At 63.5% G+C, this 26,499-nt stretch carries 31 protein-coding genes and 2 tRNA genes; 21 read left to right on the plus strand and 12 right to left on the minus strand.

Annotated features, from left to right (window positions below; genetic code table 11):
* Positions 1 to 4 precede the first annotated feature (4 nt).
* On the minus strand, positions 5 to 781 hold the full coding sequence (locus tag CNE_RS06460) for a 3-hydroxybutyrate dehydrogenase (RefSeq protein WP_013956323.1): 777 nt from the start codon (positions 779 to 781) through the stop codon (positions 5 to 7).
* Positions 782 to 987: 206 nt separating this feature from the next.
* Here CNE_RS06460 and CNE_RS06465 point away from each other — a divergent pair, with 206 nt between their 5' ends.
* The 14 genes from CNE_RS06465 to CNE_RS06530 all read left to right on the plus strand — a co-directional run bounded on the left by CNE_RS06465 (position 988) and on the right by CNE_RS06530 (position 14,601).
* A complete protein-coding gene (locus CNE_RS06465; RefSeq protein WP_013956324.1) occupies positions 988 to 1,869 on the plus strand; it encodes an alpha/beta fold hydrolase in 882 nt (293 codons plus the stop codon).
* Positions 1,870 to 1,913: 44 nt separating this feature from the next.
* On the plus strand, positions 1,914 to 2,276 hold the full coding sequence (locus tag CNE_RS06470; RefSeq protein WP_010813105.1) for a RidA family protein: 363 nt from the start codon (positions 1,914 to 1,916) through the stop codon (positions 2,274 to 2,276).
* Between the two features lie 15 nt (positions 2,277 to 2,291).
* Positions 2,292 to 4,520 carry a RelA/SpoT family protein gene (locus CNE_RS06475; RefSeq protein ID WP_013956325.1) on the plus strand — a complete coding sequence of 743 codons (2,229 nt, stop codon included), beginning with the start codon at positions 2,292 to 2,294 and terminating at the stop codon, positions 4,518 to 4,520.
* 21 nt (positions 4,521 to 4,541) lie between these two features.
* A tRNA-Val gene (locus tag CNE_RS06480) sits at positions 4,542 to 4,618 on the plus strand.
* 361 nt (positions 4,619 to 4,979) lie between these two features.
* Positions 4,980 to 6,887, plus strand: coding sequence for a threonine--tRNA ligase (thrS, locus tag CNE_RS06485; protein ID WP_013956326.1), 1,908 nt, complete (start codon positions 4,980 to 4,982; stop codon positions 6,885 to 6,887).
* A 48-nt stretch (positions 6,888 to 6,935) separates the two neighbouring features.
* Positions 6,936 to 7,457, plus strand: a complete 522-nt coding sequence (infC, locus tag CNE_RS06490; RefSeq protein WP_080569535.1) for a translation initiation factor IF-3 — start codon at positions 6,936 to 6,938, stop codon at positions 7,455 to 7,457.
* A 167-nt stretch (positions 7,458 to 7,624) separates the two neighbouring features.
* Entirely contained in the window at positions 7,625 to 7,822 is a 198-nt protein-coding gene (gene rpmI, locus CNE_RS06495) for a 50S ribosomal protein L35 (protein WP_006575466.1), read from the plus strand.
* A gap of 28 nt (positions 7,823 to 7,850) precedes the next feature.
* Positions 7,851 to 8,207: a 50S ribosomal protein L20 gene (gene rplT, locus CNE_RS06500; protein WP_008650487.1), complete on the plus strand. Its 357-nt coding sequence runs from the start codon at positions 7,851 to 7,853 to the stop codon at positions 8,205 to 8,207.
* Positions 8,208 to 8,445: 238 nt separating this feature from the next.
* Complete coding sequence (gene pheS, locus CNE_RS06505; RefSeq protein WP_013956328.1) at positions 8,446 to 9,477, plus strand: phenylalanine--tRNA ligase subunit alpha; 1,032 nt, start codon at positions 8,446 to 8,448, stop codon at positions 9,475 to 9,477.
* A gap of 57 nt (positions 9,478 to 9,534) precedes the next feature.
* The gene (gene pheT / locus CNE_RS06510; protein ID WP_013956329.1) at positions 9,535 to 11,982 is read left to right on the plus strand and encodes a phenylalanine--tRNA ligase subunit beta; all 2,448 of its coding nucleotides are present in this window, start codon (positions 9,535 to 9,537) and stop codon (positions 11,980 to 11,982) included.
* A 101-nt stretch (positions 11,983 to 12,083) separates the two neighbouring features.
* Positions 12,084 to 12,494: an integration host factor subunit alpha gene (locus CNE_RS06515; protein ID WP_013956330.1), complete on the plus strand. Its 411-nt coding sequence runs from the start codon at positions 12,084 to 12,086 to the stop codon at positions 12,492 to 12,494.
* 116 nt (positions 12,495 to 12,610) lie between these two features.
* Positions 12,611 to 13,036: a MerR family transcriptional regulator gene (locus CNE_RS06520; RefSeq protein WP_013956331.1), complete on the plus strand. Its 426-nt coding sequence runs from the start codon at positions 12,611 to 12,613 to the stop codon at positions 13,034 to 13,036.
* Between the two features lie 55 nt (positions 13,037 to 13,091).
* Positions 13,092 to 13,168 (plus strand) — tRNA-Pro (locus CNE_RS06525).
* Between the two features lie 128 nt (positions 13,169 to 13,296).
* Complete coding sequence (locus CNE_RS06530; protein ID WP_013956332.1) at positions 13,297 to 14,601, plus strand: hypothetical protein; 1,305 nt, start codon at positions 13,297 to 13,299, stop codon at positions 14,599 to 14,601.
* A gap of 1 nt (position 14,602) precedes the next feature.
* Here the strand turns inward: CNE_RS06530 and CNE_RS06535 are convergent, their stop codons facing one another.
* The 5 genes from CNE_RS06535 to CNE_RS06555 are packed head-to-tail and all read right to left on the minus strand — an operon-like array spanning position 14,603 to position 17,618.
* A complete protein-coding gene (locus tag CNE_RS06535; RefSeq protein WP_013956333.1) occupies positions 14,603 to 15,721 on the minus strand; it encodes a tyrosine-type recombinase/integrase in 1,119 nt (372 codons plus the stop codon).
* Complete coding sequence (locus CNE_RS06540; RefSeq protein ID WP_013956334.1) at positions 15,718 to 16,014, minus strand: DUF4224 domain-containing protein; 297 nt, start codon at positions 16,012 to 16,014, stop codon at positions 15,718 to 15,720. The genes CNE_RS06535 and CNE_RS06540 overlap by 4 nt, the downstream gene beginning before the upstream one ends.
* Positions 16,011 to 16,535: a DUF1643 domain-containing protein gene (locus CNE_RS06545; protein WP_013956335.1), complete on the minus strand. Its 525-nt coding sequence runs from the start codon at positions 16,533 to 16,535 to the stop codon at positions 16,011 to 16,013. The genes CNE_RS06540 and CNE_RS06545 overlap by 4 nt, the downstream gene beginning before the upstream one ends.
* Before the next feature lie 10 nt (positions 16,536 to 16,545).
* Positions 16,546 to 16,989, minus strand: coding sequence for a hypothetical protein (locus tag CNE_RS06550; RefSeq protein ID WP_148271566.1), 444 nt, complete (start codon positions 16,987 to 16,989; stop codon positions 16,546 to 16,548).
* Positions 16,986 to 17,618 (minus strand): ASCH domain-containing protein, encoded by a 633-nt coding sequence (locus CNE_RS06555; RefSeq protein WP_013956337.1) that lies wholly within the window; start codon positions 17,616 to 17,618, stop codon positions 16,986 to 16,988. The genes CNE_RS06550 and CNE_RS06555 overlap by 4 nt, the downstream gene beginning before the upstream one ends.
* Positions 17,619 to 17,662: 44 nt before the next feature.
* Between CNE_RS06555 and CNE_RS06560 the strand changes: the two genes are divergently transcribed.
* Positions 17,663 to 17,902, plus strand: a complete 240-nt coding sequence (locus tag CNE_RS06560; RefSeq protein WP_148271567.1) for a hypothetical protein — start codon at positions 17,663 to 17,665, stop codon at positions 17,900 to 17,902.
* 2 nt (positions 17,903 to 17,904) lie between these two features.
* Here the strand turns inward: CNE_RS06560 and CNE_RS06565 are convergent, their stop codons facing one another.
* Positions 17,905 to 18,969 (minus strand): DNA-methyltransferase, encoded by a 1,065-nt coding sequence (locus CNE_RS06565; RefSeq protein WP_013956339.1) that lies wholly within the window; start codon positions 18,967 to 18,969, stop codon positions 17,905 to 17,907.
* A gap of 35 nt (positions 18,970 to 19,004) precedes the next feature.
* On the opposite strand from CNE_RS06565, the gene CNE_RS06570 reads away from it, so the two are divergent.
* Positions 19,005 to 19,640: a hypothetical protein gene (locus CNE_RS06570; RefSeq protein ID WP_041227854.1), complete on the plus strand. Its 636-nt coding sequence runs from the start codon at positions 19,005 to 19,007 to the stop codon at positions 19,638 to 19,640.
* Positions 19,641 to 19,657: 17 nt separating this feature from the next.
* On the opposite strand, the gene CNE_RS06575 is transcribed toward CNE_RS06570, so the two are convergent.
* Positions 19,658 to 21,448 (minus strand): DNA cytosine methyltransferase, encoded by a 1,791-nt coding sequence (locus tag CNE_RS06575; protein ID WP_013956341.1) that lies wholly within the window; start codon positions 21,446 to 21,448, stop codon positions 19,658 to 19,660.
* A 158-nt stretch (positions 21,449 to 21,606) separates the two neighbouring features.
* Between CNE_RS06575 and CNE_RS06580 the strand changes: the two genes are divergently transcribed.
* Positions 21,607 to 22,284, plus strand: a complete 678-nt coding sequence (locus CNE_RS06580; RefSeq protein ID WP_041227856.1) for a hypothetical protein — start codon at positions 21,607 to 21,609, stop codon at positions 22,282 to 22,284.
* A gap of 170 nt (positions 22,285 to 22,454) precedes the next feature.
* On the opposite strand, the gene CNE_RS06585 is transcribed toward CNE_RS06580, so the two are convergent.
* The 4 genes from CNE_RS06585 to CNE_RS06600 form a co-directional block, all read right to left on the minus strand.
* Positions 22,455 to 22,721 carry a hypothetical protein gene (locus tag CNE_RS06585; RefSeq protein ID WP_013956343.1) on the minus strand — a complete coding sequence of 89 codons (267 nt, stop codon included), beginning with the start codon at positions 22,719 to 22,721 and terminating at the stop codon, positions 22,455 to 22,457.
* The gene (locus CNE_RS06590; RefSeq protein ID WP_013956344.1) at positions 22,718 to 23,053 is read right to left on the minus strand and encodes a hypothetical protein; all 336 of its coding nucleotides are present in this window, start codon (positions 23,051 to 23,053) and stop codon (positions 22,718 to 22,720) included. Before CNE_RS06590 ends, CNE_RS06585 begins: the two co-directional genes overlap by 4 nt.
* 2 nt (positions 23,054 to 23,055) lie before the next feature.
* Complete coding sequence (locus CNE_RS06595; RefSeq protein ID WP_041227857.1) at positions 23,056 to 23,955, minus strand: hypothetical protein; 900 nt, start codon at positions 23,953 to 23,955, stop codon at positions 23,056 to 23,058.
* A 207-nt stretch (positions 23,956 to 24,162) separates the two neighbouring features.
* A complete protein-coding gene (locus tag CNE_RS06600; protein ID WP_013956346.1) occupies positions 24,163 to 24,567 on the minus strand; it encodes a hypothetical protein in 405 nt (134 codons plus the stop codon).
* Positions 24,568 to 24,595: 28 nt separating this feature from the next.
* Between CNE_RS06600 and CNE_RS06605 the strand changes: the two genes are divergently transcribed.
* The 4 genes from CNE_RS06605 (at position 24,596) to CNE_RS06620 (ending at position 26,495) form a co-directional block, all read left to right on the plus strand.
* Positions 24,596 to 24,859 carry a hypothetical protein gene (locus CNE_RS06605; protein WP_148271568.1) on the plus strand — a complete coding sequence of 88 codons (264 nt, stop codon included), beginning with the start codon at positions 24,596 to 24,598 and terminating at the stop codon, positions 24,857 to 24,859.
* Positions 24,825 to 25,196, plus strand: coding sequence for a tail fiber protein (locus CNE_RS06610; RefSeq protein ID WP_013956348.1), 372 nt, complete (start codon positions 24,825 to 24,827; stop codon positions 25,194 to 25,196). The genes CNE_RS06605 and CNE_RS06610 overlap by 35 nt, the downstream gene beginning before the upstream one ends.
* A 9-nt stretch (positions 25,197 to 25,205) precedes the next feature.
* Positions 25,206 to 25,808 carry a tail fiber assembly protein gene (locus CNE_RS38655; RefSeq protein ID WP_013956349.1) on the plus strand — a complete coding sequence of 201 codons (603 nt, stop codon included), beginning with the start codon at positions 25,206 to 25,208 and terminating at the stop codon, positions 25,806 to 25,808.
* Between the two features lie 177 nt (positions 25,809 to 25,985).
* On the plus strand, positions 25,986 to 26,495 hold the full coding sequence (locus CNE_RS06620) for a hypothetical protein (RefSeq protein ID WP_041227858.1): 510 nt from the start codon (positions 25,986 to 25,988) through the stop codon (positions 26,493 to 26,495).
* Positions 26,496 to 26,499 lie beyond the last annotated feature (4 nt).

The following is a 26,499-nucleotide window of genomic DNA, read 5'->3' on the forward strand; positions in this document are numbered from 1 at the left end:
CTCCTTACTGCGCCACCCAGCCGCCGTCCATGTTCCAGATCGCTCCGCGGACCTGGCGGGCCGCTTCGGACGACAGGAACACGGCCAGCGCGCCCAGTTCATCGGGCGTGACAAACTGTCCCGAGGGCTGCTTCTCCAGCACCAGCTCGCGCTTGGCCTGTTCCACCGGAATGCCTTCCTTCTGCGCGCGGGCTTCGACCTGCTTCTGCACCAGTGGCGTCAGCACCCAGCCCGGGCAGATCGCGTTGGCGGTGACACCGGTCTGCGCGGTTTCCAGCGCGGTCACCTTAGTGAAGCCGACGATGCCGTGCTTGGACGCCACATAGGCGGACTTCTGCGCCGAGGCCACCAGCCCGTGGGTGGAGGCAACATTGATGATGCGGCCCCAGTCCTTCTGCTTCATGCCGGGCAGCGCCAGGCGCGTCGTGTGGAAGGCCGAGGTCAGGTTGATGGCGATGATCGCGTCCCAGCGCTCGGGCGGGAAATCCTCGATGGCGGCCACGTGCTGGATGCCGGCGTTGTTGATCAGGATGTCGGCGCCACCGAAGTCGGACTGCGCGTAGCGCATCATGTCCTCGATCTCGGCCGCCTTGCTCATGTCGGCGCCGTGGTAGCCGACCCGGATTCCCTGGCCGGCCTGCGCGATCTCTGCCTTTGCGGCGTCCGCGTCACCAAAGCCGTTGACGATGATGTTAGCGCCCTGGGCCGCCAGCGCTTTCGCGATGCCGAGCCCGATGCCGCTGGTCGAGCCAGTCACCAGTGCGGTCTTGCCGTTGAGCATGTAAGCCTCCGTCGAGAGAAAGGGATGCCACAGAAGGAATGCCACAGGGTTGGCGGCGCGCGCCGTGGCGGTGCGCGGCCGCGCACGCGGGGCGCTGACACTGTGCTGTGGCATTGTACCCGCTGCGGCGTACAATCCAGCTTTGCTCAACCTCCGGCAGCACCGTCTTTTTTGCGGTCCGCGGTCCGGTTCGCCAGGGAGTCCAGATGTCTGCCAGTCCGCGTCTCGGTTTTGTCCAGTGCATCAGTCCGGCGGGCCTGCACCGCATGGCCTACCACGAGTGGGGCGACCCCGCCAATCCGCGCGTGCTGGTGTGCGCGCATGGGCTGACGCGCACCGGCCGCGACTTCGACACCGTTGCCAGCGCGCTGTGCGGCGACTACCGCGTGGTCTGCCCCGATGTGGCCGGGCGCGGCCGCTCGGAATGGCTGGCCGATGCCCACGGCTACGTGGTGCCGCAGTACGTCGCGGACATGGTCACGCTGATTGCGCGGCTCAATGTGGAGAAGGTGGACTGGTTCGGCACCTCGATGGGCGGGCTGATCGGCATGGGCCTGGCCGGGTTGCCGAAGTCGCCGGTGCGCAAGCTGTTGCTCAACGACGTGGGGCCGAAGCTGGCGCCCTCGGCGGTGGAACGGATCGGCGCCTACCTGGGGCTGCCGGTGCGCTTCAAGACCTTCGAGGAAGGCCTGGCCTACCTGCAGACCATCAGCGCATCGTTCGGGCGCCATACGCCAGAGCAGTGGCGCGAGCTCAACGCCGCCATCCTGAAACCGGTGCAGGGCACGGACGGCCTGGAATGGGGCTTGCATTACGATCCGCAGCTGGCGGTGCCATTCCGCAAATCCACGCCCGAGGCCATTGCTGCCGGCGAGGCCGCGCTGTGGCGCAGCTTCGAGGCCATCGAAGGCCCGGTGCTGGTGGTGCGCGGCGCGCAGTCGGACCTGCTGCTGCGCGAGACCGTGGCCGAAATGGTGGCGCGCGGCAAGCATGTGAGCTCGGTGGAAGTGCCCGACGTGGGCCATGCCCCGACCTTTGTCGATCCGGCGCAGATTGCGATCGCCCGGCAGTTTTTTACCGGGGCCTGATTGCATCGCATGCCGGCCTTGTTTTTATCAGTCAACGCATTGTCATGAGTAACCTTGAACTGAAGCGCGCCCACGTGGGCAAGCGGTTGTCCGAATACGCGGTCTATAACGGTGTGGTGTATCTCGCCGGTCAGGTGCCCGAGGTCGATCCCAAGGCCGATATCCGCGGCCAGACGCGCGAGGTCCTCGGCCATATCGACCGCCTGCTGGCCGAGGCCGGCAGCGACAAGACCCGCATCCTGTCGTGCCAGATCTTCCTGACCAATGTCGACCAGATCGGCGAGATGAACGAGGTCTGGGACGCCTGGGTGCCGCAAGGCAACACGCCCCCGCGCGCCACCGTCGAAGCCCGCCTGGCCAATCCCGATTACCTGATCGAAGTGGTGGTGACCGCTGCGCTCAACTGATGCAGGCGTTGTGACATGGTGACGTCCACCGACCTGACCGGTCGGGTCGCGGGCATTCCGGATGCCGAACTGGTCGAACGCGCACTGGCCTACGTGCGCGAGCATGGTGCCGAGGTCGCGCTGCCCACCGGCGAGACCGTGCTGTCGCACGCGCAGGGCATGCTGCGCATTCTCGACGGCCTGCGCGTCGACGACGCCGCGCGCGCCGCCGCCTGCCTGTTCGGGCTGGTGGCCTTCGTGCCCGGCACCGAGGCCGAGATCGCGCCGCGCTTTGGCGACGAGGTGGCGCGGCTGGTCGACGGTGTGCGGCAGCTGCTGCGCATCGGTGCCATCGCCGGCAGCCGCCCCGAGGCCGAGCCGGCCGCGCCGTCCAAAAACGAAGCGCAGGCGCGCCACGAACAGGTCGAGGCGCTGCGCAAGATGCTGCTGGCGTTTGCGCAGGATATCCGCGTGGTGCTGGTGCGCCTGGCCTCGCGGCTGCAGACGCTGCGCTGGATGGCCGAGACCAAACAGGCGCCGCAGCCGGGCGTGGCGCGCGAAACGCTGGACATCTACGCGCCGCTGGCCAACCGCCTTGGTATCTGGCAGATGAAGTGGGAGCTGGAGGACCTGGCGTTCCGCTTCGAGCAGCCCGATACCTACAAGCGCATCGCCAAGCTGCTGGATGAAAAGCGCATCGAGCGCGAAGGCTATATCGCCAGCGCCATCGAACGGCTGCAGTCCGAACTGGCGACCGCCGGCATCCCTGCCGAGGTCAGCGGGCGGCCCAAGCATATCTACAGCATCTGGAAGAAGATGCGCGGCAAGGAGCTGGATTTTGCCGACCTGTACGATGTGCGTGCCTTCCGCGTGATCGTCGACGATATCAAGGACTGCTACACGGTGCTGGGTATCGTCCACCATATCTGGCAGCCGATCCCGCGCGAGTTCGACGACTATATCTCGCGACCCAAGGCCAACGGCTACAAGTCGCTGCATACGGTGGTGATCGGCGATGACGGGCGCGCCTTCGAGGTGCAGATCCGCACCCACGAGATGCACCACTTTGCTGAATACGGCGTGGCCGCGCATTGGCGCTACAAGGAGGCGGGCAGCCGCGGCTATGCCGGGCAGTTTTCCGCCAGCGAGCGCTATGACGAGAAGATAGCCTGGCTGCGCCAGCTGCTGGCGTGGAAGGACGATGCCGACCACAGCGTGGCGCACGACGAGTCGTGGGAGCAGATCAAGCATGCCGCGATCGACGACCACATCTACGTGCTGACGCCGCAGGCGCGCGTTGTGGCGCTGCCGCAGGGCGCCACCGCGGTGGACTTTGCCTACTACCTGCACAGCGATCTCGGCCACCGCTGCCGCGGCGCGCGCGTGGACGGCACCATGGTGCCGCTGAACACGCCGCTGAAGAACGGCCAGACCGTGGAGATCATCGCGGTCAAGCAGGGCGGACCGTCGCGCGACTGGCTCAACGCGGACCTGGGCTACCTGGCCAGCAGCCGCGCGCGGGCCAAGGTGCGGGCCTGGTTCAATGCGCTCGATTCGCAGGAGACCATCGCGCAGGGCCGCGTGCTGATCGACAAGACCCTGCAGCGCGAAGGCAAGACCGCGGTCAAGCTGGAAGACCTGGCCACGCGGCTGGGCTTCAAGACGCCGGAGGACCTGTTTGCGGCAGTGGCCAAGGATGAGTTCAGCCTGCGCCACGTGGAGCACGCGCTGCGACACCCGGAGGGCGAGGTCCAGGCGCCGCTGAGCGAGGAAGATGCTGTCACCAAGAAAAGCCGCGCCACCAGCGTGGCGCGCGGCGCCAAGAGCGGCGTGCTGGTGGTGGGGGTGGATTCGCTGATGACGCAGATGTCGCGCTGCTGCAAGCCGGCGCCGCCGGATGACATCGTCGGCTTTGTCACGCGCGGGCGCGGGGTGTCGATCCATCGGCGCAGCTGCCACACCTTCCAGCAACTGGCCGGGCGCGCGCCGGAGCGGGTGATCCAGACCGAGTGGGGCCAGAAGAGCCACGCCGCGGTCTACCCGGTCGACATCCACGTCGAGGCGATCGATCGCCAGGGGTTGCTGCGCGATATCTCCGAAGTGCTGTCGCGCGAGAAGATCAACGTCACCGGCGTCAAGACGCTCTCCAGCAAGGGCGTGGCACGCATGCAGTTCACTGCCGAAGTGTCCGAGGCTACGCAGTTGCAGCGCGCGCTGCAGTTGATCGAAGACGTCCAGGGGGTGTTGCAGGCGAAAAGAAAGTGATGCTATACTTGCGGCTTCGCTAGGCTCGTAGCTCAGCTGGTTAGAGCACCACCTTGACATGGTGGGGGTCGTTGGTTCGAGTCCAATCGAGCCTACCAACGAATTGCAGGAAAGCAGTAAAAAGAAGTGTGGCAAGTCCGATTCAACCCCATACGGAACGGAAGGGCATCATGGTTATGACACCGCGAACTACTACCGCTGGCAAGCGACAGTAGTCGAGGTGCGCCTTCGACCCGGTTGGATTGGGTTTGACAAAGAGAAACGCGGCCTTGGCCGCGTTTTTTTTCGTCTGTCGCCTGCCAGCACCCTGATAAGCTGCCGCCTTTCCGGTGCGGCAGAGCAGGGCAGTAAAGAATAAATCGCCAGTCCCGCAGGCATGCCGGGGCCGGTGCCACAAGATGCAGTTTGATCCGCTCAGGCGATGCGCAAGGCGCAGCCAGCGGAACCTGGAGAGTCGAAATGATCGCAATCACGCTGCCGGATGGGTCCCGCCGCGAGTTTCCCGGCCCGGTGACGGTTGCCGAAGTGGCGCAGAGCATCGGTGCCGGCCTGGCCAAGGCCGCGCTGGCCGGCAAGGTGGACGGCCAGCTGGTCGACACGAGCTACAAGATCGACCGCGATGGCGAGCTGGCCATCGTCACGGACAAGGACGCCGATGGCGTCGATGTGATCCGCCACTCCACGGCGCACTTGCTGGCCTATGCCGTCAAGGAGCTCTATCCGGAAGCGCAGGTGACGATCGGGCCGGTGATCGAAAACGGCTTCTACTACGACTTTGCCTACAAGCGTCCCTTCACGCCCGAAGACCTGGCCGCCATCGAGAAGAAGATGACGGAGCTTGCCCGCAAGGACGAGAAGGTCGTGCGCGAAGTGTGGAACCGCGACGAAGCGGTGGCGCTGTTCGAGTCGATGGGCGAGAAGTACAAGGCCGAGATCATCGCCTCGATCCCCGCCGACCAGGAAATCGGCCTGTACCGCGAAGGCAGCTTCGTCGACCTGTGCCGTGGCCCGCACGTGCCGTCCACGGGCAAGCTGAAGGTCTTCAAGCTGATGAAGGTGGCCGGCGCCTACTGGCGCGGCGATGCCAACAACGAGATGCTCCAGCGCATCTACGGAACGGCCTGGGCGAAGAAGGAAGACCAGGAAGCCTATCTGCACATGCTGGAAGAGGCCGAGAAGCGCGACCACCGCAAGCTGGGCAAGACGCTCGACCTGTTCCACCTTCAGGAAGAGGCGCCCGGCATGGTGTTCTGGCATCCGAAGGGCTGGCAGGTGTGGCAGGCCGTCGAGCAATACATGCGCGGCCGCCTGACAGACGCCGGCTACGACGAAGTCCGTACGCCGCAGGTGATGGATCGTTCGCTTTGGGAGAAGTCCGGCCACTGGCAGAACTACAAGGAGAACATGTTCGTCACGGAGTCGGAGAAGCGCGACTATGCGATCAAGCCGATGAACTGCCCAGGCCATGTGCAGATCTTCAACCACGGCCTGCGTTCGTACCGCGACCTGCCGCTGCGCTTGGCCGAGTTCGGCGCCTGCCACCGCAACGAGCCGTCGGGCGCGCTGCACGGGCTGATGCGCGTGCGCGGCTTTGTGCAGGATGATGCGCACATCTTCTGCACGGAAGAGCAGATCGTGGCGGAGGCCAAGGCCTTCAACGAACTGGCGTTCTCGGTCTACGACGACTTCGGCTTCAAGGATGTGAAGGTCAAGCTGTCGCTGCGCCCGGACCAGCGTGCTGGCTCCGACGAGGTCTGGGACCACGCCGAAGAGGGCCTGCGCCTGGCGCTGCGCGCCTGCGGCGTGGATTGGGAAGAGCTGCCGGGTGAGGGCGCCTTCTACGGCCCCAAGGTCGAGTACCACATCAAGGACGCGATCGGCCGCTCGTGGCAGTGCGGCACGCTGCAGCTTGACCTGGTGCTGCCGGAGCGCCTGGATGCCGAATACGTCTCCGAGGACAACTCGCGCAAGCGCCCGGTGATGCTTCACCGCGCCATCCTGGGTTCGTTCGAGCGTTTCCTGGGCATCCTGCTGGAAAACCACGCCGGTGCGTTGCCGGCCTGGCTGGCCCCGGAGCAGGTGGTGGTCATGAATATTGCGGATTCGCAGGCGGAATACGCCGAAAGCGTCGTGCAATTGCTGCAAAAACAAGGGTTTAGGGCCAAGGCCGATTTGCGTAATGAGAAAATTACGTATAAAATCCGCGAGCATTCGCTTCAAAAGGTTCCCTACCTGCTGGTAGTGGGCGACAAGGAGCGGGATGCCAGTCAAGTGGCCGTGCGTGCCCGTGGCAACGTGGATCTGGGTGTGATGCCCGTCTCCGCGTTTGTTGAGCGTCTGCAAAACGACGTCGCCAGCAAAGCCTGATGGGTGGTGAGCACGGCTTGTTTTTTTGTCTTCTTGAGGTAACGCAACATCGCTACGGACAAAGGTCATCGCATCAACCGGGAAATCAGCGCGCCTGAGCTGCGCCTGGTAGGGGTTGATAACGAACAGCTCGGCATCGTCAAGTTCATGGACGCACTGCGGCTGGCTGAAGATAAGGACTTGGACCTGGTCGAGATCGCGCCGAACGCGGTTCCGCCCGTCGCCCGGATCATGGATTACGGGAAGTTCAAGTACGAGGAAGCCAAGCGCGCCCACGAGGCGAAGCTGAAGCAGAAAATCATCCAGGTCAAGGAAGTCAAGTTCCGGCCGGGTACGGATGATGGCGACTACAACGTCAAGCTGCGCAACCTGAAGCGCTTCCTGGAAGATGGCGACAAGACCAAGATCACGCTGCGGTTCCGTGGTCGCGAGATGGCGCACCAGGAAATCGGCGCGCGCATGCTCGAACGCTTGAAGGCGGACCTGGATGAAATCGGCCAGGTCGAGCAGATGCCGAAGATGGAAGGGCGCCAGATGGTGATGGTGCTCGCCCCCAAGAAGAAGAAGTAATTCCTGCGCGTTGCAGCGGCCGGGATGCCAGGCATCCCGGCGTTGCTTCGTGCGGAAGTCGCGCGCGGCCCGCAAGGGCCGCTGTGCAACAACAAGTGGATGCGGGTCTTGCAAGCGTCGGCGTGAGCCGTCCACCTGCATGCATGTCATATGAGCTGGAGTTTTTCATGCCGAAGATGAAGACGAAGAAAAGCGCCTCCAAGCGCTTTACTGCCCGTCCGAACGGTTCGTTCAAGCGTGGCCAGGCCTTCAAGCGTCACATCCTGACCAAGAAGACCACCAAGAACAAGCGTCAACTGCGCGGTACTCAGGACGTCCATGAGACGAATCTGAAGTCGGTGCGCGCGATGATGCCTTACGCATAACCCCTGACGAAAACGAAAGGAGAATTACATGCCTCGAGTAAAGCGTGGGGTCACTGCACGGGCCCGTCACAAGAAAGTCATCGATGCTGCCAAGGGTTACCGCGGCCGTCGCAATAATGTCTATCGCATCGCCAAGCAGGCGGTCATGCGTGCTGGCCAGTACGCATACCGCGATCGCCGCAACAAGAAGCGCGTGTTCCGCGCTCTGTGGATTGCGCGTATCAATGCCGCGACGCGTGAGCATGGCATGACCTACAGCGTGTTCATGAACGGTCTGAAGAAGGCCTCGATTGAACTGGACCGCAAGGTGCTGTCGGACATGGCTATTCACGACAAGCCTGCCTTTGCCGCCATCGTCAACCAGGTGAAAGCCACCGTTGCCTGATGCCGGCTGCGGTAGCGCGTAAGCGCTGCCGGGCAAGCACCGACCGCAAGGTCGACCGCTGACCGCAAGGTCCGCTGAAACGGGGCTCCTCACCGAGCCCCGTTTTTATTTCGAATGCCGTTTCAGTTGCCGGAATCCGGTTGCCGAGACCGCATTCGAAACGAACACCGCACGTAGTGCCAACCCACGTCGGACCGGTGCGTACCGGCCCGACGCCAAAAGTCCCACGACCGCCGCCATGTCTCAGGATCTGGATCAAATTGTCGCCGATGCCCAGGCCGCCTTCGCTGCTGCCAACGACAACGCCACGCTGGAAAACGAAAAGGCCCGCTTCCTGGGCAAGACCGGTGCGCTGACCGAACTCCTCAAGGGCCTAGGCAAGCTCGACCCGGAAACCCGCAAGACGGAAGGCGCCCGCATCAACCAGATCAAGCAGCAGGTTGAAGCCGCCCTGCAGGCACGCCGCCAGGCGCTGGCCGATGCGCTGATGAACGCGCGCCTGGCCGCGGAGGCCATCGACGTCACGCTGCCTGGCCGTGCGGTCAGCCGCGGCAGCCTGCACCCGGTGATGCGCACGTGGGAGCGCGTCGAGCAGATCTTCGGCTCGATCGGTTTCGATGTGGCCGACGGCCCCGAGATCGAGACCGACTGGATGAACTTCACCGCGCTGAACAATCCGGATAACCATCCGGCGCGTTCGATGCAGGACACCTTCTATGTCGACGGCCGCGACAGCGACGACAAGCTGCTGCTCCTGCGCACGCACACCAGCCCGATGCAGGTCCGCTACGCGAAGATGCATGTCGAGAAGTACGCCGGCAAGGCGATGCCGCCGATCAAGGTGATCTGTCCGGGCCGCACCTACCGTGTCGACAGCGACGCCACGCACTCGCCCATGTTCAACCAGGTCGAAGGCCTGTGGATCGGCGAGGACGTCAGCTTTGCCGACCTCAAGGGCGTGTACACCGATTTCTTGCGCAAGTTCTTCGAGCGCGATGACATCCAGGTGCGCTTCCGCCCATCGTACTTCCCGTTCACCGAGCCGTCGGCAGAGATCGACATGGCCTTCGGCAATGGCAAGTGGCTGGAGATCTCCGGTTCGGGCCAGGTGCATCCGAACGTGCTGCGCAACATGGGCCTCGATCCCGAGCGCTATATCGGTTTTGCGTTCGGCTCCGGCCTGGAGCGCCTGACCATGTTGCGCTATGGCATCAACGACCTGCGCCTGTTCTTCGAGGGCGACGTGCGCTTCCTGCGCCAGTTCGCCTGACGCGCCGCCGTCCCCTCGTCAACGACCACACAGAATACTTACCGGATCAGAAGCGCCATGCAATTCTCGGAATCCTGGCTTCGCACCTTCGCCAACCCTGAAAAGATCTCCACCGACGCGCTGTCGCACACGCTGACCATGGCCGGCCTGGAAGTGGAAGAGGTGGGCTCGGTCGCGCCGCCGTTCGACAAGGTGGTGGTCGCGCGCGTGCTGTCGACCGAGCGCCATCCCAACGCCGACCGCCTCAACGTGTGCCAGGTCGATGCCGGCACCGGCGAGACCCTGCAGATCGTCTGCGGTGCGCCCAACGTCAAGCCCGGCATCCTGGTGCCGTGCGCACTGGTTGGCGCCGTGCTGCCCCCGTCCGAGGACGGCGGCAAGCCGTTCGAGATCAAGGTCGGCAAGCTGCGCGGCGTGGACAGCTACGGCATGCTGTGCTCGGCGCGCGAACTGAAGCTGTCGGAAGAGCACGGTGGCCTGCTGGTGCTGCCGGAAGACGCGCCGGTCGGCCAGAACATCCGCCAATACCTCGACCTGGATGACCAGGTCTTTGTCATCAAGCTGACGCCGAACAAGGCCGACTGCCTGTCGATCCATGGCGTGGCGCGCGAAGTGTCGGCACTGACCGGCGCCGCGCTGACGCTGCCCGAGATGAAGCCGGTGGCGGTGACGATCCAGGACAAACTGCCGGTCAAGGTATCGGCGCCGGACCTGTGCGGCCGCTTCTCCGGCCGCGTGATCCGCGGTGTCAATGCGCGCGCGGCCACGCCGGCATGGATGGTGCAGCGCCTTGAGCGCTCGGGCCAGCGCAGTGTTTCCGCACTGGTCGATATCTCGAACTACGTGATGCTGGAATTGGGACGTCCGTCGCACGTGTTCGACCTGAACAAGATCCACGGCGGCCTGGATGTGCGCTGGGGCCGCAAGGGCGAGCAGATCAAGCTGCTCAACGGAAATACCATCGAGGTCGACGAACAGGTCGGCGTGATCGCCGATGACAAGGAGATCGAAAGCCTGGCTGGCATCATGGGCGGCGACAGCACTGCCGTGACGCTGGACACCACGGACATCTATCTCGAGGCCGCATTCTGGTGGCCCGCTGCGATCCAGGGCCGGGGCCGCCGCTACAATTTCTCGACCGACGCCGGACACCGCTTCGAACGCGGCGTGGACTACGCCACCACGGTCGAGCATATCGAGCGCATCACCGCGCTGATCCTCGAGATCTGCGGCGGCCAGGCCGGTCCGGTGGACGACCACGTGGTCAACCTGCCGCAGCGCAAGCCGGTCAGCCTGCGCGTGGCGCGCGCCGAGCGCGTGCTGGGCATCGAGCTGTCGCCGGCGGCCATCGCCAATGTATTCCAGCGCCTGCAGCTGCCGTTCGTGCGCACCCAGGGCGCCGAGGGCGAGGTGTTTGAAGTCACGCCGCCGAGCTACCGCTTCGATATCGAGATCGAGGAAGACCTGATCGAGGAAGTGGCCCGCATCTATGGTTTCGAGCGCATCCCGGCGCGTCCGCCGATCGCCGAGAGCGAGATGCGCCCGACCAACGAGGCTCGCCGCTCCACCCACGTGGTGCGCCATGCCGTGGCCGCGCGCGACTACCAGGAAGTCATCAACTTCGCCTTCGTCGAAGAGAAGTGGGAGCGCGACTTCGCCACCAACGACAACCCGATCCGCCTGCTGAACCCGATCGCCAGCCAGTTGGCGGTGATGCGTTCGACGCTGATCGGCGGCCTGGTCGACAAGGTGCGCTACAACCTGAACCGCAAGGCCGCGCGCGTGCGCCTGTTCGAGGTGGGCCGCGTGTTCCATCGTGACGACAGCGTGAAGGACGGCGGCCTGACGGTGGCCGGCTACGATCAGCCGATGATGGCCGCGGGCATTGCCTACGGCCCGGCCTTCGAAGAGCAGTGGGGCATCCCCACGCGCAACGTCGACTTCTTCGACATCAAGGGCGATGTCGAGGCGCTGTTCCATCCGCGCGTGCCGCGTTTCGAGCCGGTGTCGCACCCCGCGCTGCACCCGGGCCGCGCCGCGCGCGTGCTGCTCGACGGCAAGGCCGTGGGCGTGGTCGGCGAGCTGCATCCGCGCTGGCTGCAGGAATACGAGCTGACGCACGCCCCGGTCGTGTTTGAACTGGCGCTTGACGCGCTGCGCGACACCGGCCTGCCGGTGTACACCGAGATCTCCAAGTTCCCGGCCGCCGTGCGCGACTTGGCCGTGGTCGTGAAGCAATCGGTACGCGTGCAGGATCTGCTCGACGCCATGCGTGCCGCACTGGAAAAGCAGGGCTACGGCCGCTACTGCCAGAACCTGGTGGTGTTCGATGAGTTCCGTCCCAAGGGCGCTTCAGCTGCCATTGGCGCGGACGAGAAAAGCCTTGCGTTCCGGGTGACCTTGCAAGATACTGGGTCGACCCTCCAGGACGAAACCGTCGACAGCGCAGTGCGCTGCATGGTCGACGCGCTGACAGAGGCCTTCCAGGCCCGGCTGCGCGGCTAAGCCATCGCCAGTACGCGACAAGTACGCGACGGACACACGATAAACAAGGGCGCCCGGGCTCGCCCCGGGCGGATCGCCAGACACACACTTGAGCGATCGACATGAATGATCGAGACGCGAATTCCATGACCGCTGCAGCACTGGGTGAGATGAGCGACCGGCAGGCTTCCTCCCTTGACGACGCGATGCCGGATAACCGCGCGACCGAAGTTCCCACGCTGACCAAGGCCGAACTCGCCGAGATGCTGTTCGACCAGGTGGGCCTGAACAAGCGTGAATCGAAGGACATGGTCGAAGCCTTCTTCGACGTCATCCGCGAAGCGCTGGAGCAGGGCGACAGCGTCAAGCTGTCCGGCTTCGGCAACTTCCAGTTGCGCGACAAGCCGCAGCGGCCCGGCCGCAATCCCAAGACCGGCGAAGTCATTCCAATCACCGCGCGCCGCGTGGTCACGTTCCACGCCAGCCAGAAGCTCAAGGGCCTGGTGGAAGAACGCGCAGGCATCGCCGGCTGACGCGTCACCCGAACGGCGGATTGCTTCCCGAAGCCGGCATCGGTATGCTTCTGGGCGCGCACCTGGTGCGCGCCAACCGCATGGCCGGCATGGCCTGACGCTCGTCTACACACCACATGTCGGACAAATCCAGCGATCGCATCGCGTTGCCGCCGATTCCGGCCAAGCGCTACTTCACCATCGGTGAGGTGAGCGAGCTTTGCGCCGTCAAGCCGCACGTCCTGCGCTATTGGGAGCAGGAGTTCACGCAACTCAAGCCCGTCAAGCGCCGCGGCAACCGCCGCTACTACCAGCACCATGAAGTCCTGCTGATCCGCCGCATCCGCGAACTGCTCTACGAACAGGGCTTCACCATCAACGGGGCGCGCAACCGCCTCGATGAAGGCCGTCATCACAGTGGGGCAGCGGCAGCGCCTGAGGCCGCAGAGGTTGGCGAAGAAAACGCGGCGGCATTGTCGGTCGACATCAGCGGCCTGCGCAATGAACTGGTCGAAGTGCAGCACCTGCTCGCGCAACTGCGGGAGATCGCGAAGCACGGATAATTTCGACGCCAGGAGCTAGTCATACGAGAAATGCTTCTGTTATAATCTTTTGCTTCGGGGCGTAGCGCAGCCTGGTAGCGTACCTGCATGGGGTGCAGGTGGTCGGAGGTTCAAATCCTCTCGCCCCGACCAAATTAAAGCCCGCGTAATCAATAGGTTACGCGGGCTTTTTCGTGGCGCTTTGTGGCGCTCTAACGGCTCGATTTGGATGTTATCCAATATCCGCGCTGAACTCCCGCATGTTTTCGTGACTTGGTACCATGAGCGACCACGATCCGGCAGAAGACTTCATCAACGAGCACCAGGCGGAGATAGATACTCGCGTAGCTCTGTTTGATAAAGTGAAGGAGCGCTGCGCGGCAGCGAACTTGGCCACAAGCGACGACATAAATTTGGAGGACGACGGGCCAGCGCTCATCGTGCATATGGCATGTGGTCGCGGTACCAGAGAAGTCAAGCTCGAAGAAGCCTCGCAGGCTCAGAGCTTCTTAGATATGGACTTCGAGAGGTATCGATTCCTTCCCGGATACGATGCCATTTTCTGCCCTGATACCGGCGAGTTAGAGGCTCTTCTTCGGCAGCTCGGCTCCACCTTGCAGCAAGTTTCCCTTGTAACGCGGGCGCGGCTTCTCGGTAAGTCGGAAACGCGCGGCAGGGTGCGGATGCAGTCATTGGAAGTAACTGGCGAAAATTCGACGAAGGCCATTCTGCAACCTGAAAGTTCGGTGCTGTCGGCATTACTTGCTCGGCCTTCGAGAGTGTCCCTCAAGATTTCCCAACCTGGACTGACCTCGGCTGAGGAGTTTGAAAAGGTGTTGGTGAAGTTGTCCAACGCGCTTTTTTTCCAGGTGGAGCACCTTTCCGGCATTGGCCTTGGCTTGGTCAGACATCGCCCTCAACCTGCTCCGCGATCCAAGCAGTCGCGAACAAATTTGGCGGAAGTGATTCAGTTTCCGACTATGGAATATGACGAGGCTCCCATATCTCTTTATTGGTATGGTCGAAACGCTTCTGGCATTCCATTGTTGCAGTTTCTTGCGTACTACCAAGTCCTCGAGTACTACTACCCCGTCTACTCGAAAGCCGAGGCGAATAGAAGGGTAAGGCATGTCCTAAAGGAACCAGGCTTCCGCGCAGACCGAGACGCAGATGTCAACAGGCTTCTTGGCGTGATTCAAGCGGCACGGGGAGGGGGATTCTTTGATGAGCGCGCTCAACTCAGCGCCACGCTAAAAGAGTGTCTGGATGAAGGGGAACTTCGCGAATTCTTTGCGGCGGACGAGGACCGCAAGGCCTGGTTCATAAAATCCGAAAAGCAAAGCGTACTGAAAGTACGCGCTATTCCACTGAACGATTCTCGAGCGGATCTGGTGTCCGAAGTCGCAGAGCGGATTTATCAGATCCGCTGCAAGATTGTGCATACCAAGGCGGAAGGCGGCGCCGGTGAAGTCGAATTGTTGCTTCCGTATTCGAGAGAGGCGGAATCGCTAACACATGACATTGAGCTGGTCCGCTATGCGTGCCAGAAAGTCTTAATCTGCGCTAGCGTCCCTTTTCAACTTTGAATTACCGGGGAATGGAGAGACGCACCGTCGAAACCGGCACGTCGCGCTGCTTGATATAGCCTTCGGTGGTCGCGCGATCTGTGTGTGCGCCGGCCACCTGCAGGGCCTCGATGTCATAGCCTGCCTTCTTCGCGTCCGTGAGCGCCTTGGCCCGGATGTCCTTCACCGTGTAGTCCTTGCCTTCCAGCTTCGCGCGCACCAGCGCATCCCGCCATGCGTCCCGGCATGCCGCCGCCGTCTTCGGCTTCCCACTGCGGTCGACCAGCACGAAATCATCAGCCAGCGCCTGCACTTTGATGCTCCGGCGTAGCTCTTTGGCGCGGCGCAGCACCTCGTCAATCTCCGGTGTGATAGGCCAGTCCACCGCCTCGCCGCTGCTGTCCGCCGTCTTGCTCGGCACGAAGTGGATCACACCGGCGTGGCGGTCCACCTGCGACCAGCGCAGCTCGCGGATGTCGGTCGAGCGCTGGCAGGTGAGATAGCAGAGATCGACGAAGACCTGCATCTCCGGGCCGGTGGGTACCTTGGCCGTGACCTCTTGCACTTCACCCCGGACGGCTTTTTTGTACTTGTAGGCGGCTAGGGCGGCCCGGATGGCAAGGAAATGGCCGTGCGGAATGTAGACCTTCCGCATCTTCGGCTTCTTCAGGGCGACCTCGCGGCACGGATTGATGGTGATGTGGCGACGCAACACCGCCCAGGCGAAGAACTTGGACAGCCAGCCCTTCATGGCGGTCTGGGTCGGCAGCTTGTCGGGCCAGTTGCCCAGCAGGAAGTCCTGCACCGCCCCGGGATCGATCTCCTCGATGCCATGCCGCTTGAAGGCCTTGCGGACATCCTCACCGCGGCGGCACCATTCGTCCCGGAAGGACTCTGCGTAGTGTTTGGCGTGCTGCTCCATGTAGATGGCGACCAGCCGCGACATGCTGCCTTCGTCGCCGTCGACATCGGTCTTGCGCTTCTCCTCGGCCAGGCGCTCGAACATGCGGGTCTCGCCCTCGTCGACGCGGCAAAGCTTGATCCACTTCTCGTCGGTGTTCCGGACCCAGAAGTAGCTGCCGTAGCGGATGTACACCCGGCTCGGCAGGCCGTCCGGCTTCGTGCGGCGCCTTGCGTTCATGCTGCCTTCCGGATCGGGATGAGGGGAGTTCGAGTAGGCGCGCTTGCGCCCGGCAGCACGCCGGCGCGCTTGGCCTGAAGCCCTTCGAATGCCGACCAGGTCATGATGACCCGGCCATCGGCGCGCTGGACTGGCGTGACGCCAAAGTGCCGCTGGAACCACTGCACCTGCAGGCTACGGCGCTTGAGGCCGGTGACGTCCTGCAGGTCCTGCTCACTCATCAATCTGTTGTCCACTTGCTGCTCCCAGTGTTGCCGGGTAATTGCGATGATCCGTTGTGCTTCTTCAGTCATGCCGTGAACCGCTGCGGCTTGGTGCTGGCCGCGATGTAGAGAGGGTGTTTCGGGCTGCCGTCCTTGTTCAGGCCCAGATGGTGCAGCAGCGTGCCGCGCCCGCACATCCTGATGATCCGCAGCACCTCGGCCGCGCGCGCAGGCGCCGCCTTATGGGCTCCCCACGCGCAGATCACCAATGAGCAGCGGTCGAGCGCATCCATGATGGCGCACTCGTTGCGGTCGGGCCGGTCGCCCAGCGGAGCGGGGTGGGTCAGCAACCCTTCCGGATCTGTCGAGCGCAGCGGAAACAGGTTGACCACCTCCAACCGGCCGTACTTCCCGGCCAGCGCCCGTTGCATGCACCTGGTGACCGTCGGATCGTTGACCAGGTGGTCGGCGGTCGACGGGTTCAGCATGATGAAGCCGAGGCCCGGGGTGCTGCGGTCCCAATCGCGCCAGAGGCGGTAGCGGTACTGTTCGCAGTCGGAGAGGATGCAGCCGGCCTCGCCGTCGAGGGTGGTTTCAATCAGTCGTTTCATGGCATCCCCGTCATTTCGTCACGCCGCGCCATACATAGTCGCCCTTGTCCTCGCGGATGGCCGGTTCTTCACCCTGGCACGGGCATTCGTAACCGGAAAGGCGATCCGCCACCGGCCGCCAGAAGTTGCGCACCAGGCCGTGGGGCACGTGGTTGTCTTCCTTGGCGTCGAGTAAGTCGAACTGGGCCAAGACCCACAGCGCGTCCGCCGCGGAGATCCTGCCGCCGTGCTGGCTGATTGAAAGGTGATACTCCGGGCCCAAATCGGGCTGTCCAGCCTCGCGCGCCACTTCTACGGCGCTGAACACGCAGATGCCGTGCTGCCGATGGAGCCACACTTCGCATGGCCAGCTGCCGACGCCGGCGCGGCGGATCGCCTCTTGGGCCAAGTCGGAGCTATCGAGCAGCCAACCCGTGCCGGCCGGTCGCTTCGGTTTGAGGATGAAGTCGGTCATGGCAGCCTCCTGAAGTCCACGACCCAGACCCATGGGTTAGAGTCCCACGCGCCGGCGCCTTTGATGTTGTCCCACAGGTTCTGATATGCGCCGCGCGGATCGGCGAAGCCAACGTGAGAATCTTGGGAAGCGAACCACGGGCCATTGAATGGCACTTCGCAGTCGCGCCATACGCCCTCTGCCGCGGCATCCGCTTCGCTGCAGTCGTTCAGCCGCTCGACGAGCACGCCGGTCACTTCCAACGCCAGGCGGCACATCGCCCGGGGCATGTGGATGCTCGGCTTCCAGGTGATCGCCTCCGCCGGCGGGATATTCGTGAAGTCAGCCGGCACGCATGCCGGATAGTCGGCGCGGTAGACGGTCGGTCCCGGATCCATCGCGGTCGGCTGCGCCCACGTCTCTCGCACCCACAAGCGATCGCCGGGCTTGCCATAGGGGCAGTGGATCGTGATGTCCTGCAGGCGCGGCAGCAGTAGGCCGTCGAGCGGCTTGGCCAGCCAGTCGCCGACCAGGTTGCCTTGCTCGTTCACTTCGGGCTGAGGCTTCACTATGCGCCTCGTCTGGGTCTTCCGGCCGTCGAGGATGGCGCGCACCATGGCGCCGCTGAAGAGGATGGGGCGTCCTTTCATCGGGTCACGCTCAAGATTTCCGGCTGGCCGCCGATATGGCGCCCATGACCAAGTTTTTCGACAAGAAGCTCGAGGACGAGCTGGGCACCGCGGCTGCCCTCCAAATTGCCGCATTGGGCGCTGACGTGCGTGCCACCATGGATCGGATGAACGCAATCCGTGTCGCGCAAGGCAAGCCCACGCTCGAGCAGGAGATGGCTGAGCTTGAGGCCTTTGAGCAAGAGGAGATCCGGTCTGGTCGAGCCAAGCCGGAAGACTTCGAGTGGGAGCCTCCGCTGGACTGAGGTCATGCTGCACTCTCCAGCACCAGGCCCAGCTGGCGCGTACGCTCTGCCAGCAGGGCGATGTAGTCAGGGTTCAACTCGGCGCCGAGCCACCGTCGGCCCAGCCGCTGTGCGACGCTGGCCACCGTTCCGGAGCCCATGAACGGGTCGAAGACGATGTCGCCGGGCCGGCTGCCGGCGAGGATGCAGGGCTCGACCAAGGACTCCGGGAAGGTGGCGAAGTGGGCGCCATCGAACGACTGCGTCGGGATGGTCCAGACGCTTCGGCGGTTGCGCGTTCCAACGGACTCGGTCACGGCGGCGCTAAACGATGCGTTCTGCTTCACGCGAGGCTTGACCACCTTGTCGTAGCCGCGACCGAATCCGACCCCCGTACCGGAGTAGCGGCCCTTCAACTGCCGGTGGCCGCCAGGCGACGTGTCCCAGCCGCTGGGAGCAGCCTTCGGGTTCACGCCGGCGCCACGCGCATGGGCGCCGCCGGAAACGGGCTCCTGCATGGCCTCGAAGTCGTAGAAGTACTTCTCGCTCTTCGTCAGCAGGAACACGTACTCGTGCGCCTTGGTGCAGCGATCGTGAACGCTCTCCGGCATCGGGTTCGGCTTGTGCCAGACGATGTCCTGCCGCAGCCACCAGCCCGAGTCCTGCAGAGCGAATGCCAGTCGCCACGGCTGGCCGACAAGATCCTTCGGCTTCAAGCCCTCCACCCGCACATCGCTGCGCGGGATAGGCGTGTCATCGCGCCGCCTGCTGGCAGTCATCGACCGGGCCTCGGTCGCGGCCGGGGACGGGCCCCACGGCGCGCCGCGTGAGCCGGCATAGCTGTCACCCATGTTGAGCCAAAGCGTGCCGTCATCGGCGAGCAGCTGCCGGCACAAGACGAACACCTCGACCATATTGGCAAGGAATTCCGGCAGCGAGGCCTCCAGCCCCAGTTGCCCGTGGACGCCATAGTCCCTCAATCCCCAATACGGCGGGCTGGTGACGATGCATTGCACACGCACGCCGGCGGCGATCAGCTCGCGCATGACCTCGCGGCAGTCGCCCTGGTAGCAGTGGTTGGTCAGCATGCTACGATGCCTCGCGCAAGCAAAGAGGAGAAAAGATGCAAGGGTGGAAGTCCGTGCTTGGGGCACTTGGCGGCACTGTTGCCGTCATCGCGATATCGATTTTTGGCGCCACTTCGGCAATGACTAAGCCGTACGATCCCAGCCTTATGGCAAGTTGGGTGCAGGCCACCGGATCTATTGCGGCGATTGCAGGGGCATATCTCTTGGGATTGCGTCAGGAGCGTGCCGCTTATCGACTTCAGGAACAGGCAGAGGTAAGAGAGGCCCAACGCATGCGCGACACCATCCGAGCAGTTGCCAAAGCTGGGGTAGATCGAGCAGTCGCTGCGGAACGTTTGTTGTTCACGCCCGATCTCGACGTCAATCCTACGCCGTTCATCTTTGGAGGCGTTTCCGCAATCGTGGAGCGCATCGAGGAGGCGAGACGCGCAATGACAGCGATACCGCTCCACCAAATCGGAAAGGCGGAAATCGTGCTTTCCGTGTCCGACTTGACGTTTGCCCTGGCCGACTTTGCTGAGACGTTGAGGGAAACGGAGCAAGAGTACAAGCGCGCCCATGCAGCCTATGAATCCTTCGAAGCGGGGACTTACCCTGGGAGAGCGAAGCTGGACGTAAACAATGTCAATGGCGTGTATGCCCGTCTTTGCGAAAACTTGGTCGAAGAGTAATTCGCTATTCATGCCGATCATGCAACCTCCGCAGGCTGTGCCACCGACAGCGCCACTGCGACCGGCCGCACCCATACCGGCGTCGCCGACAACATGAACGTCTCGCCGGACTCGGCCAGCAGCAGGGTGGTGCCCATCACCTCGGCGATTGCCTGCGCGGCGTCCGGCGGTACCGCGTTGCCGATGCGCTCGCGCCATGCCTGGTCGCTCAGGCCGTCCAGCTCGAGGTATTCCTCCGGCTCGATCAGCGACTGGATGGCCGCCAATTCGAGCGTAGTGAACGGGCGGTGCCAGGTGCCGTCCAGCGCGCGGATGATGGCCACCAGCTTGTCGTTCGCCGCCGGCAGACGAGGGTCGGCTACAGACCAGCGTCCGTTGTCGTGGCCAGCAGCTGCCGAAACGGCGCCGCTCGGCTGATCCCAGCTCACCACGCCGTAATGGCCACCCGTCAGGTAGTTGTCGCCGCGCTCGCGCCGCATGCCCGGGCGCGGGTCGGCCACGGCATACGCACCCTGGCCGGTGTCGCTGCGGGCGATGACCGTCCCGGCCGGCTCGTCGTAGCCGGTGATGCGGTACTTGCCGGCGCCCTCGAATCCCATAGAGGCGCGGGGATCTTGCACGCACTGGCCGGTTCCGTGCGCGCTGGTGACGGCGCCGGCGGCCTGCTGCCACGGCACGATCCGGAACTCGTTGTTGTGCTTGGCGGGGCCGGCATGGCGCGGGTCCGCGACGCTGAACGTACCCTGGCCGGGGTTCGTGCCAGCAGTGATCGTTCCCGACGCCTCACCCCAGCGCAGGACGCCATACTGCTGGTATTGCGCGGCATTGGCCGGGCCGCGCGGGTCGGCGATGGAGAATGTGCCATTGCTCGGTAGCGACTCACCGGCAACCGCGCCAGCATGCTCGTCCCAGTTCAGGACGCCCAGCGCACCATTGCGGCGTTCCGGCATGATCAGGTAGTCCCGCAGGTGGCCGTTCACTACCTCCAGACGGTTCAGGCTGCGCCAGTCACTACCGGCCTCGACAAATGCCAGGCGCACCCAGGTCTTCCACTGCAGGGACGGCACGCGGTGCATCGGGCCGCCAGCGGCATCGCCCGGCTGCGGCATGCGGCCAAGCACGGTACCGACGCCCTGCAGGCGCCGCAGCTCCGGTTCGTACAGGAAGGCCGGCACCCTTTCCATGTGGCGCGCCACCAGCAGGAAGCGCTTGCGGCTCTGGGCCAGGCCGCCAAGCTCGCCGCAGTCGTGCGTGGTCTCGTTCACGGCATAGCCGTAGTGGCGCAGGATCTGGTTGATCTGGTCCAGCAGGTGCCGGCCGCGCGTGGCCAGGCGCGGCACGTTCTCGAACACGATCAGCTCAACCGGGTCGTCCTTCCAGGCCTCGCACATCAACCAGACGCAGCGCAGCGTCAGCTCGTTCAGCGCCTGGTACTTCGGCGTGCGGCTCAGGGTCTCGGAGAGGAGCCCAGACGCGCCCTTGCAAGGCGACGATATGAACACACAATTCGGCCGCTCATTGCTGGCGGCACGCCGGATGTCGGAAGGCATGGCCTCGCGCCAGCCAGCTGGCGGCTCCTTGCCGTGGAATGCCGTGTACTGCTGCCGGGTGAATAGGTCCATGACGGTGCATGGCACGCCCACCAGCGTCTCGAAGTCGCGGGCGGCTGCCGGGTCGACATCGATGCCACCGATGCAGCGCCAGGTGGCGACCATGTTGCCGACCTGCGAGGCTGCCTTCTTGAAGCCTTTGGCACCGCCGCCGAGGCCGCAGCAGAAGCCGAACGTTTTGTACTCGCGGCGGATCACGCAACACCTCCATCCAAAAGATTGGGACGGGTCGCGTAGTTGTTCGAGAAGTTATCGATGGACCGATCGACATGAACATACAAATCGGACTGCGCGCTGGCAAATGACGTTGCCGGTGCCATGTTAGGATCCCACCCTAAAGAAAAACAGGATCGGGTATGTCTTACTTTCTTAGGCTCGCCGAATGCATGGTGTTGGCGTGCGTGGTTGCGGCGGGAGTTTGGGTGGTGACCGTGGCTGTTCCCAGTGCGTCCAATTCGCAATTCAGCGGCAAGACTTTTTGGGAAGTCGTATCCGCAATCGGAACTGTTGCGGCGGTCGTTGTGGCACTCGGCATCGCACTGTGGCAGGAGGCTCTTCGTCGAAGCGAAGCAAAGTTGCGAGCTCGGCTTACAGCGACAACGCTCGTTGGTCCACTCGGCCGGAACATTGACCGGCTTCAACGAGCAAGCCGGGCTATAGAAGAGGCAGAAGTTGCCTACGAAGGTGCTGTGTCGCACACGGTGCGTGACGTTTGGGATCTTGTCCAAGCGCGAAACGAAGCAGTGACGGAAGGTGGCCAGATTGCGTTTGAGTTGCTGTTGGAGATTGAGGAAATCTCGCTGGAACAACTGGCCGTAATTTCGGCCTTGGATGCGCGCCATGCTGAGCAGATCGCACAATCTGCTGCAGAGTCGAGACACACATACGCGCTTCTGGATCCCAGGAGCTACCACGCTGTAACCCCAGCTGGACGGGCGAACATCGCGAACCAATTGCGTACTGCCGAGGCACTCTTGAAGCCAGCGTGGCAGGCATTTCAACAGATCGCATTTCGTGCATCGAATCAAACCTAGAGCGACGGCAGTGTTCGCACGCGAGGCCGTTTTTTCGTCTCCATCGCGGCGCCGTGGACGGCCTGCCGCTGCTTCCTGCCCATGCGTGCCTGGCGCGGCCGCCATCAGGCCTGCGTCACGCGCCAGCTTCCAGTCTTCGTCCCGGCACTGCGCCGGCATTGTCGATTCGCTCATTGCTTGCCCCCAAGCCGTTCCCACCCCATGTCCTTGCCGCTACCGTTGAATCGGACCTTCCCGGCTTTGCGCAGCGCCTGCAGGCGGCGGTCGCAAATGCGGAACGGGTCAACGCCGTAGGGCGAGAGGCGCGTGCCTTCTTCCCTGGCGATGCGCTCGCATTCCGCCTTCACGTCGCCGGCGAAGATGTTGGCGAACTGGCTTTGACCCTTGCCGATGCGGTCCAGCACCAGGGCGTCGAGCTTTTCGTATTTCGTGGTCATGCTTGATCCTTGATCGATGTGAGTAGGGTGGCCATCGGCCCGAACTTCACCCAGCGAGCCAGCGGCCAGTGCGGCTGCTGTTCGGCGCCGCGGATCAGCTCGCGCGCCAGCTTCTCCAGCTGGGCGATCTGCAGCGTCATCACGGCGTGCGCCTCGCGGCTGATGGCCAGCGCTTCCTCGGCATGCTCGGCGGCACGCTGGGCGGCCATCAGCTGCCGGCGCAGCTCGGCGTTATCGCGCTTGAGCGCCGTGGAGTCGCGCGCCAGGTCGACGATGTCGCTGTCCAGCCGGCGCGTGGCCATGCTGACGGTGGTTCCGATGGGCCAGGACATGGTTACGCTGCCTTATTCAGGAGGAATCCATCACCGGCGCAGTGGGGGCACACGCCGACGCTGCTGGGCTCGATGTAGGACAGCACCAGGTTGACGAACTCGTTGATCTTGGGCTCCAGCGCTAACCAGTTCTCGGCCTTGAGCGTCGGCGGTACCAGGGCGCCCTCGGTGTAGCTGCTGCGCGGCTTCGAGAGCTTCATCACCTCGAATCTCGACCGGGTCTGTGTGTCACGGCGCGTTCTGCGGCCGACCTTGTACTCGCGGGTGCGCGGCTCATGGTTCATATAGCGGTGCAGGGTGACCGTCCCGATGCTTCGGTGGTCGTCGCAGACGAAGTCGTTGGGGCGTGCGGCGACAGCAGCGACCAGCACATCCGCCGCGCGAGCGAAAAGCGCCTCACCGCTGATGCTGACCGGATGCCTATGCCAGGTGGCCGGGTACTCGCGCAGCGAGTGCGGAAAATCCACCGTCACGTCGGCAGGCTGAGTGATCGGCTGGCAGTCGCGGTCGATGACCAGGAACTCGACAGCAACAGGCGACGCCTGGCGTTCTTCGATGACCTGCTCGTAGAAGTCAGGGTGGTAAGTTGCGGTGGCGTCGGTAGCCTGGTATGCCTCTTCGTCGTGGTCGTACGTGATCGCGTCCGGCTCTAGCGTTTCCGGGAACTGGACAACGCCGCGGTACTTGTCGGACAGCCGCCAGCCAATGCACACGCGCTGGCTCGGCTGCTTGATCGCCAAGGACTCCACGATGCCGTCATGCATCGCCCACTGCTGATTACCGGGGCAGACGGCCGGCGTATGCTCGCCATTGACGATGATGGATGCAGCGCGCATGTAGTAGTCGAGCTTGATGTAGCTCACGCCCTGGTGCTGCATGACGATGATCGGATCGCGGTTCATGGTCTCTCGTGTAGGGTGGGCGGGCCGGCGACTTTCCAACCAAAGGAGAAAGGGTGTCGCGCGCTCTTTATCGGGACTCGGCGTTGTCCCGCCGCCGGCCTGCCCGTTGAATGGGGTGGGCTACTCGCTACACCGGTTGGGGAATCGAACCCCGCAGCCCTGGACACCAGTCCGCAGCCGCCGGCATCTGCTTTCGCCCGTTGATCGTCAGGCCGCTTCCTTCAGCGTCGCCGGCTCGTCGAAGTGCAGGCTCATGTGCACCTCCTGGCCGAGCAGCGACAGCAGCTTGGCGGTAGTGGTCTCGTCGGGATGTGCCTGCACGCGGAAGTTGACGAAGACGGTGCCGCCTTCCTGAAAGTCGAAAGCCAGCTTGTTGACCTTGGATTCGTCCAGCACGATGTCGAATGCCTCGGTGACACCGTTGTGGATGATCAGCACCTGGTGCTCCCAGTCGCCGTCCCATTTCACGACGCCCAGCTTCGGGTTCTTCAGGTTCGGCAGGTAGCCGGCATCGGTCACCAGGTCGCCCTGCACCGACTCGTCCTTGTGGTAGAAGCTCGACTTCAGCGTCGGCGAGACCCAAGTGTCAACTCCAGTGTCAAGTGTTGCCACTCAGACAGAACTGCCGCTCATGTGCCTGATGGAGAAGCCGCGGGCCATCGAACACGACGTTGTTGCAGCTATTGCCGACGTGCCTGGCCTGATCTGCAAGGCCATCGAACTGAGCCGGTTCAAGTTCCTGGAGAAGACCTATGCGGGCTACCTGGGCCTGTCGGCGTCCCAGTTCTCCAAGATCAAGCACGGCCGGGATGGGGCCGGCAAGGTCTGGCACCTGCCGCTGACCGCGATCGCGCGCTTCGAATGGCGCTGTGTCGCGCACCGTTTACTCGGACCTATGGAATGAAATCGGATCCACATTCGGGGCCGGAGATGGCAGTACTACCTTCAATCTGCCGGAGCTGCGCGGCGAGTTCCTGCGTGGTTGGGATGATGGTCGAGGCGTCGATGCGGGCCGCGCGTTCGGTAGCGCACAGGCCAGCCAGAACCTGGAGCATACGCACGGAAACGGCGCCGGCTCCAATGGCTATTGGGTCGATGCGCCCGGCCTCGGCGTGATCAACATCGGTGGTGCGACGCTCAACATCAACCGCAGCAATACGACGGGAAACTCTGCGGTCGGCACGGCGGGGACCGAAGCCCGCTCGCGCAATATCGCGCTGCTCGCCTGCATCAAATACTAAGGATCCGGCATGGAAATCTACAACTATCACCCCCTGACTGGCGAGCTGCTGAGCGTCGGAGTCGCAGACGAGAACCCGCTTGAGCCCGACAACCCTATCGTGCCGGGCTATGCCACGCCCATTGCGCCGGCGGCGCCAGGCGAGCGATCGGTTCTGGTGTACCGGGACGAAGGCGGAGCGGCGCCGCAGAACTGGCCGAATGGAGCATGGACGCTGGCACCTGACTACCGCACGGTGCCGCTGTACCGGACCAACGATGGATCGAGCTTCCAGCTGGGCGCGGAGTACTCCGGCATTGGCGACCTGCCGCCCTTCCTGACCGACGAGCCGCGGCCGAGTGCGGCACATAAGTGGGTCGCGGACGAGTGGGTCCTGGACGTGGTGTTGGAGACCGAACAGCTTGCCGCCGTGGCGCGCGCGCAGCGTGACGCGCTGCTGGCCGACGCCGACCACCTGATCGCGCCTCTGATGGATGGCTTCGTGCTCGGCGAGCTGACGCCGGAAGACGAAACGCGCCTGCGCGCGTTGAGCCAGTACCGCAAGGCTCTCCGCGCGGTAACCACCCAGACGGGCTTCCCGCGCACCATCAACTGGCCCGTCAAGCCGGAGTAGAGCATGCTGGGAATCATGCTGACATCCGGCTCGCGGGCAGCGGACTAACTGCCGACTGACTCATTGCACAAGTAATGGCGAGCACTTGCTGATTGAAGGCTATCCCTCTGCAGTGGGGTAAATCTCGAGGCAGTTCCTGTCGTTATCGCAGGACAGGTATGGACTCGTGAGAAGGAAATGCTTAATCAGTACGCAAAATATTTCGGGCGAATCGCAGCGATTCTCGGTGGGGCTGTGATCTTCTTGGTGGGCTTGGGAGTGACGTTCTTCAAGAGCGCCTTCTTGGGACTCCTAATCTGCTTGCTTGCCGGTGCATTCGTGTGGTGGATCGTCTCCCAGGAGCGAAAGGAGTATCGCGGTTACATAGCAGATATGAATCGGGAAACCGGTTGTAATTTCACCGAGGCCTTCGGTTCCGGCACGACGTCGATATGCATCGACGAGAATGCAAGGAAGCTCGCACTGCTGCAGCACAGCGGCGTAAAACATCATCTATTCGGCTTCGAAGAGATTGACGATTGGGAGTTGCGTTGGACTGAAGTCTCGAGAAATGGCACTTTGTCATTTCGTGATGTCCATTTCGCCTTTCGCACGACCCGAATCGACATGCCAATCTTTAAGGTAGGGGTCAGCACTAAGATGAACGGGGAAGCATGGAGCCAGAAGCTACGCCTTCTCATGTCCTAGTGCT

It is taken from the genome of Cupriavidus necator N-1 (assembly GCF_000219215.1).
GTDB classification, from domain to species: Bacteria; Pseudomonadota; Gammaproteobacteria; order Burkholderiales; family Burkholderiaceae; genus Cupriavidus; species Cupriavidus necator.